Annotated in this window: 8 protein-coding genes; all 8 read right to left on the bottom strand. The window is 59.2% G+C overall.

The features are described from left to right. Nucleotides 1-187: 187 nt before the first annotated feature. The 8 genes from BQ17_RS17090 to BQ17_RS17060 all read right to left on the bottom strand — a co-directional run bounded on the left by BQ17_RS17090 (nucleotide 188) and on the right by BQ17_RS17060 (nucleotide 5,735). A complete protein-coding gene (locus BQ17_RS17090; protein WP_176722494.1) occupies nucleotides 188-1,375 on the bottom strand; it encodes an SUMF1/EgtB/PvdO family nonheme iron enzyme in 1,188 nt (395 codons plus the stop codon). Nucleotides 1,376-1,777: 402 nt separating this feature from the next. Continuing rightward, entirely contained in the window at nucleotides 1,778-1,945 is a 168-nt protein-coding gene (locus tag BQ17_RS22115) for a type II toxin-antitoxin system HicB family antitoxin (protein ID WP_176722493.1), read from the bottom strand. Between the two features lie 209 nt (nucleotides 1,946-2,154). After that, entirely contained in the window at nucleotides 2,155-2,481 is a 327-nt protein-coding gene (gene ftsB / locus BQ17_RS17085) for a cell division protein FtsB (RefSeq protein ID WP_089729135.1), read from the bottom strand. 21 nt (nucleotides 2,482-2,502) lie between these two features. Beyond that, a complete protein-coding gene (gene eno / locus BQ17_RS17080; protein ID WP_089729133.1) occupies nucleotides 2,503-3,780 on the bottom strand; it encodes a phosphopyruvate hydratase in 1,278 nt (425 codons plus the stop codon). Between the two features lie 266 nt (nucleotides 3,781-4,046). Then, complete coding sequence (locus tag BQ17_RS17075; RefSeq protein WP_089729131.1) at nucleotides 4,047-4,259, bottom strand: type II toxin-antitoxin system HicB family antitoxin; 213 nt, start codon at nucleotides 4,257-4,259, stop codon at nucleotides 4,047-4,049. Between the two features lie 121 nt (nucleotides 4,260-4,380). Next, on the bottom strand, nucleotides 4,381-4,605 hold the full coding sequence (locus tag BQ17_RS17070; RefSeq protein ID WP_089729130.1) for an addiction module protein: 225 nt from the start codon (nucleotides 4,603-4,605) through the stop codon (nucleotides 4,381-4,383). 114 nt (nucleotides 4,606-4,719) lie between these two features. Next, the gene (locus BQ17_RS17065; protein ID WP_089729128.1) at nucleotides 4,720-4,941 is read right to left on the bottom strand and encodes a hypothetical protein; all 222 of its coding nucleotides are present in this window, start codon (nucleotides 4,939-4,941) and stop codon (nucleotides 4,720-4,722) included. A 95-nt stretch (nucleotides 4,942-5,036) separates the two neighbouring features. Further along, on the bottom strand, nucleotides 5,037-5,735 hold the full coding sequence (locus BQ17_RS17060) for a PAAR domain-containing protein (protein WP_089729126.1): 699 nt from the start codon (nucleotides 5,733-5,735) through the stop codon (nucleotides 5,037-5,039). Nucleotides 5,736-6,002: the final 267 nt, after the last annotated feature.

Here is a 6,002-nt window from a genome sequence, read left to right as displayed (position 1 = left end):
AAACACCGATTGTGATCCGTGTTTATCTGTGTCCATCCGTGGTTCTTCGGTGCGGTTCGTTTGAGAACACCCCCTAGTCGCCGGCTACTCGCCGCCGGAAGCCGGTGACCGGTAGCCGGCGACTGATGAACCACAGAGGCCTGCCTGCCACAGGTAGGGCTCGGTGGTTAGTCGATCCCGCACCTGCCTATTTGGGAGGAAAGACCAACCGGATGCCGGTGAAACCCTGCCGGTCGCCGGGTGCGGCCCGGTTGCGGAAGCTGGCCCGACGCAGGCAGCCTTGGGTATGCAGACTGGCCCCGCGGAGACTGAACCGAGCGCCGTCGAAGTCGGCCTGGGAGATCGAGCTGTCCGGGAAGGGGCGGAACTCGGGATAGGGGTGAAAGGGATTTGCGCACCACTCCCACACTTGCCCTATCCCCTCGATCAGGCCCGCGCGCGCCGCCACCTCCCACTGGTACTCGTGTTGCAGTACTGCCCCGTTCAGGTCCCCGTCCAGCCCGGCGACCCAGGCGGCGAATGCCTGCGCCTCGTGTCGGGACAGCCCGGCAACCGGCGCGTCGGGTTGCAGATCCACGGGCCCTTGGAGCCCAATGCCGTACCAGCACTGCGTTCGGTCTCGGCGCCAGTGTAACGGAGCGGCGGCACCCGAACCGTCTCGCCAACGCCGACCCTCTTCGCTCCAGAAGCGGTCTTCGCGATACCCCCCCGCCGCTATGAAGGCCAGAAACTCCGCATTGCTCACCGGCCGTTTGGCGATGCGAAAGCCTGAAAGCTCGACCGCCTGGGGTGGCAGCTCATTGTCATAGGCAGAGGGCTCGTCCCGAGATCCGATCCGGTAATGGCCCTGCTCGACGACGACGAGATCCGCTGCGGGGATCCTCGCCGTCAAGGCCCTTTCCACACGATAGCCGTCGTCCCGCTGCTGCATCCTGGCCGCGTGCAGTACCATAAGCATACGCTCGTAATCGCGGGCCCCTTCCTGGAGCAATAACCATTGCAGCCGGTCATTCCGAAGCAAGTCGCTCGCCGGCAACGCCCCCGGCGTGGCCAACCTTCGCAAATGCTCGTCCTGAATCTGGGCGGCCCAATTGAGCAAATGAGCCGGCGGAGGAAGACGGGCCGATTGCAGCGCCGGGTCCATGGCACCGGGGGTGAACAGGGGACGCACCCGATCGGTAAGATCGGTGTCGCCGGCCAGGACCTCTCGCAGCCAGTAGGACTCTCGATACACCGAACGCCCGAGATACCAGCCGAGCGAGCTAAGCGCTGGATCGAAACGCTGGTTGGCATGGGCTGCGGGGACCCCGCGCAAGAGGTCGCGCATCATCTGCTGTAGGCCGCTGAGCCGGGCTAGGAGTTGGGGGGATGTCATCGTTGCGGGAATCCGTGCTCGAAGATCTCCCACATATAGTACAGATGACATTGAGCGGGCAGGATCTCCACGGAAAATTTAGCTGCAAATAAACGCAAATAAGCTTTAATGGACCAGGAAGAATCGATGATGGCGAACCAATCTCGACTACCGATTTGCGTTGATTTTCGGGTATCTTGAATTTTTGGTAGTGGTAAATTTTTAAATGGTTAGCGTAGAGCAGTTCATTATGCCCCATTTCTTTATTTGATCCCCTCTCCCCAGCCCTCTCCCGGAGGGAGAGGGAATGCAGCGTGTGGCGTGCCCAACACACTGCTATTGGCGATGTTTCCATTTAAACCTTAGCCACTACCGGCGTTAGTTGTGGGATCTGACTGAGCCTTGAGGAGCGATGTCCCTTTGTTAGGCATGAACTTCCACGAATTCGCTGTAAGAATGTGGCTGAGGCAGAGGCATACCTTCTTCTCTGATACCTTCAAGGTGAAACTCTATTAACTTAATGGCATTGGCCTGAAACCAACCATCGAGGAAAAGGATTATTTTTGCTGGTGTTAGCCAATTCTTCTGCATCGGTTTGCCTCCACAATCCCACCCCAACCTCTATTCTGTAGGGCAGATAATGTACCTCTGTCCTTATCAAGCTCAACAGGTGCTTCTCGCGAATCTTGAGTCGGCAACTCACTCTTCACGGATGCTTCTTCAGACGGTGCTTGTTCTTCAGTCTTCATCACCGGCTACCTCTGTGCTTTGATAGTCTCAAGCCCAATATAGTGCCTTTTTCAAGGCCCCTCCCCTGCGGCGGAGGAAGCCGACTTCTGGGAAGCGTCCTTAGCCGGCTCCTCAATGACCTGCAGAAAGAGTTCTCCCCGCTTGATCATCCCGAGCTCGCTGCGGGCCCGCTCTTCCAGAGCGTCCAGACCCTCGTGGAGGTCGAGGACCTCCGCTTCGAGGACCTGGTTGCGGGCCCGCAGCTGTTGGAGCTCGACCTTCTGCGCGTTAATCTCATCCCGCAGGGCCTGGACCTCCGCCAGGCTGCCGTCGCCGGTCCACAGGCGATACTGCAACGCCAGCAGCAACAGCAGCAATAAACCTATGAACCAGCGCATGGTGTCAGGACGGGTAGGGCATCACAGCCAGCGGAAGGCACCCTTGCCCGCGTAGCGGGCCTCACTTCCCAATTGGTCTTCGATACGCATCAGCTGGTTGTACTTGGCGACGCGATCGGAGCGGGACAGGGAGCCGGTCTTGATCTGTCCGGCCTTGGATGCCACCGCCAGGTCCGCGATGGTGGTGTCTTCGGTCTCGCCGGAGCGATGGGAGACTACGGCGGTGTATTTTGCCTCGTGGGCCATGCGGATGGCCTCCAGGGTCTCGGTCAGGGTGCCGATCTGGTTCACCTTGATGAGGATGGAGTTGGCGGTTTTCTTGTCGATGCCTTCACGCAGGATCTTGGTGTTGGTCACGAACAGGTCGTCGCCCACGAGCTGGGCCTTGTCGCCGATGGCGTCCGTGAGCAGCTTCCAGCCGTCCCAATCCCCTTCGGCCATGCCGTCCTCGATGGAGAGGATGGGGTACTTTTTCACCCAATCGGACAGCAGCTCGCACATGCCCTTGGAGTCGAGCGTGCGGCCCTCGCCCGCCAGGGTATAGGTGCCGTCCTTGTAGAATTCGGAGCTCGCCACGTCCAGGCCCAGATACATGTCCTTGCCGGCCTTGAAGCCCGCCTTGTCGATGGCCTCCAGGACGACCTCGACGGCCGCTACGTTGGAGGGCATATCCGGTGCGAAGCCGCCCTCGTCACCGACGCCGGTGGCCAGCCCCTTGCCGTGGAGCACCGCTTTGAGGGCATGGAAGACCTCGGCGCCGTAACGCACCGCCTCGCGCAGGCTGGGGGCGCCCACGGGCATGATCATGAATTCCTGGAAGTCTACGCTGTTGTCGGCGTGTTCACCGCCGTTGAGGATATTCATCATGGGCACCGGCAGCAGGAAGTCGCCGTCGCCGAGGTATTTGTACAGCGGCACCGCCCGTTCCTGGGCTGCGGCATGGGCGGCGGCCATGGAAACGCCGAGGGTGGCGTTGGCGCCGAGCCGGCCTTTGTTGTCGGTGCCGTCGAGCTTGATCATCTTGTCGTCGATGTCTTTCTGGGCGCTGATCTCGGTGCCAACCAGGGTGTCGCGGATCTCGCCTTGGATGTTTTTGACGGCCGTCAGCACGCCCTTGCCGAGGTAGCGGGATTTGTCCCCGTCGCGCAGCTCCAGGGCCTCGCGGGACCCGGTGGAGGCGCCGGAGGGGACCGCCGCGCGACCGACGGCGCCGGTGGCGGTAATCACATCGGCCTCGACGGTGGGGTTGCCGCGGGAATCCATGATCTCACGGGCCTTGATGTCGACGATTTCGGACATTTGGGGTTTCCTCTTTTGGGGTAAAGACTTACGGTTCGAGCAAGTCGGGTTGGATGATGGATATGAGGTTACGGGTTAATCCGGCGGTGCACAATATCCGGAAACAACCGGCAGGATTTTCTAAGGATGTTTGTCTGCGTTCGGCGTCTTGACAAGCGACGCATGGACGCGCTGCCTATCGTTAAGGCTCAGACGCGCCGCCACTGAACCTACCGCGAAGCGCCACCGAGGCTTCCGGCGTCGCCTGGAGCTGCCCGTCAGGCGAATTACGCATAGACAAGGCGACGCCCTAATGGTTCCGGTATAGGATCATCAAATTCACGAGCCGTATCAATCCAAAGTTGCATAGCATCCTGTGCGTTGGCTAATGCCTCATCCGGTGATGCGCCGTGCGCCATACAGCCGGGCAGTTGGGGAACATCTGCGATGAACGACCCATCTTCATCACTCCAATAAATAATAGTCTCGTACCTTGTCATGTTTCGCCATAAAATGCCTTTCGTCTTCCCTCGCGCCTGAGAGGCTATCTAAAAACTAACACATTATAGTAACGAACCGCTTCCCTACGCTCGCGCCGAGCCGGTAATAGAAATCGAACCTTCAAGGATTGCGTCCAAGCTCGGCAAATACTTCATCCGCGTCAACGGCTGCAAGCTTTCCGGCGCGATAGGCATGCATGCGATCCTCGGCCTCTTTCAGCCATAAGATATCGAGCATGTTATCGGGTTTGTCGAGGCTGGCGATAAGTCCCTCGACAAGGGCGGCGCGATCCAGAACGGAAAGCTGCATTGCCTGCTGGAGCATTTGCCGGACGGAATTGGTCATGATGGATAACCCTTATCCGACGTTGTTTTCGTGCATCTTCGCGAGGGGGTTGAACGGTTATAAGGCGGGAGTGGCATGAGGATTATTTATGCGTGGCCTCTCGTGACGGGGCCTTCACTCACCGGGCATGAAAACTGGTTGCCCGGTGATTTTATCGACGAGAATGGCGTGTTTGCCACCAGGGATTTGAAATGGCCCTTTCTTGTCGAACCAGACGATCCATTGCTTCTCGTCGGCAGGGTTCGTCTCGATAGCAACCTCATAATCGGAAACGAGGTATCCATGTTTGGTGAACTCCTTTTTTGCCATCTCGATTGCTTGGTCTTGAGTGAGCATTTTCTCACCTCTGAATTGTTGGGAGCAGCTCGTCGCCGACAACCAGCAGGTAGTCAACAGGGAGAACGCATACACGCTCCAATATTTGCGTGATCTCAGTCGCATGAGTTACTTCTCAACTGCACATCATCACGGTCGATGCCGCGCTGGATAGCAGGCTTGTCCTCGTCGGGAGCAGTTCCCAGCAAGTTTTCCCGGCACGCTTTGCCAACTCTGTAGGCCCTACACTCTGACTGACGAAGAAACTCGTCATAACCATCGCCTCCAACCGGCAGGTGACCATCGCTGATTCCCTGACAGAGGTTTTCACCGTAGCGTTCTTTCCAATCTCTTATGTGCTGCTCTTCGTGAGCTTGCGTACAAGCGCTGTCCGGTCCGGAATTGTTGTTTTGCACAACGAGCCGTTCGTTCCGGCACACGATGCTATTCGCATTTGCCGGAATAGCAACGGGAATCCCTGTTACCTGTGAGCTGGATCTGGCCGAGCCGATGAAAAGGGTTGGACTTCCGGTGACGATGACGTCTCCCCGAGCCGTGACATCGCCCACCCCGGCGGCGGGTTTGCCGCCGATCAGGAACGTCGGATTACCGGTGGCGATGACGTCTCCTCGGGCCGTAACATCGCCTACTCTGGCGGCGGGTCTGCCGTCGATCAGGAACATCGGATCGCCGGTGGTGATGACGTCCCCCCGAGCCGTGACATCGCCTACTCTGGCGGCGGGCCTGCCGTTGGTCGGCAGCGGCGGCTCAGCGGCAGTGGTCTGATCGTCGCTAGGGGCAGTTGACTTTGACATGGTAAGTGATGGACGGTGGCTTGATCCGGACGTAGGGAGTCTTACAAGTAGTTGGGCGCAGTCTACCGAAGGGTTGTTGACATTTATCGTTCAGCCCGCGTAGGGCGGATAAGCTTGCGCCATCCGCCGTATGCCAGCCACCTCCATCGGGTGGCAGCCATCTCTGGCCTGACCTAACCTACGGGCCGCCATCCGGCGGGTGACGGCGCGCCCACCGCCGCGGCAATCGCAGCGCTTGGCGCACGCGCCTGACCCGCCCTACGGGCT

The sequence above is a fragment of the Candidatus Thiosymbion oneisti genome (assembly GCF_900092655.1).
GTDB classification, from domain to species: Bacteria; Pseudomonadota; Gammaproteobacteria; order Chromatiales; family Chromatiaceae; genus Thiosymbion; species Thiosymbion oneisti.
This window is presented reverse-complemented; position numbering and strand designations above follow the sequence as displayed.

Excerpts from the sequence above, each read along its gene's own strand:
- BQ17_RS17090 (WP_176722494.1), bottom strand. The coding sequence starts at position 1,375 with ATGACATCCCCCCAACTCCTAGCCCGGCTCAGCGGCCTACAGCAGATG.
- BQ17_RS22115 (WP_176722493.1), bottom strand. The coding sequence starts at position 1,945 with ATGCAGAAGAATTGGCTAACACCAGCAAAAATAATCCTTTTCCTCGAT.
- ftsB (WP_089729135.1), bottom strand. The coding sequence starts at position 2,481 with ATGCGCTGGTTCATAGGTTTATTGCTGCTGTTGCTGCTGGCGTTGCAG.
- eno (WP_089729133.1), bottom strand. The coding sequence starts at position 3,780 with ATGTCCGAAATCGTCGACATCAAGGCCCGTGAGATCATGGATTCCCGC.
- BQ17_RS17075 (WP_089729131.1), bottom strand. The coding sequence starts at position 4,259 with ATGACAAGGTACGAGACTATTATTTATTGGAGTGATGAAGATGGGTCG.
- BQ17_RS17070 (WP_089729130.1), bottom strand. The coding sequence starts at position 4,605 with ATGACCAATTCCGTCCGGCAAATGCTCCAGCAGGCAATGCAGCTTTCC.
- BQ17_RS17065 (WP_089729128.1), bottom strand. The coding sequence starts at position 4,941 with ATGCTCACTCAAGACCAAGCAATCGAGATGGCAAAAAAGGAGTTCACC.
- BQ17_RS17060 (WP_089729126.1), bottom strand. The coding sequence starts at position 5,735 with ATGTCAAAGTCAACTGCCCCTAGCGACGATCAGACCACTGCCGCTGAG.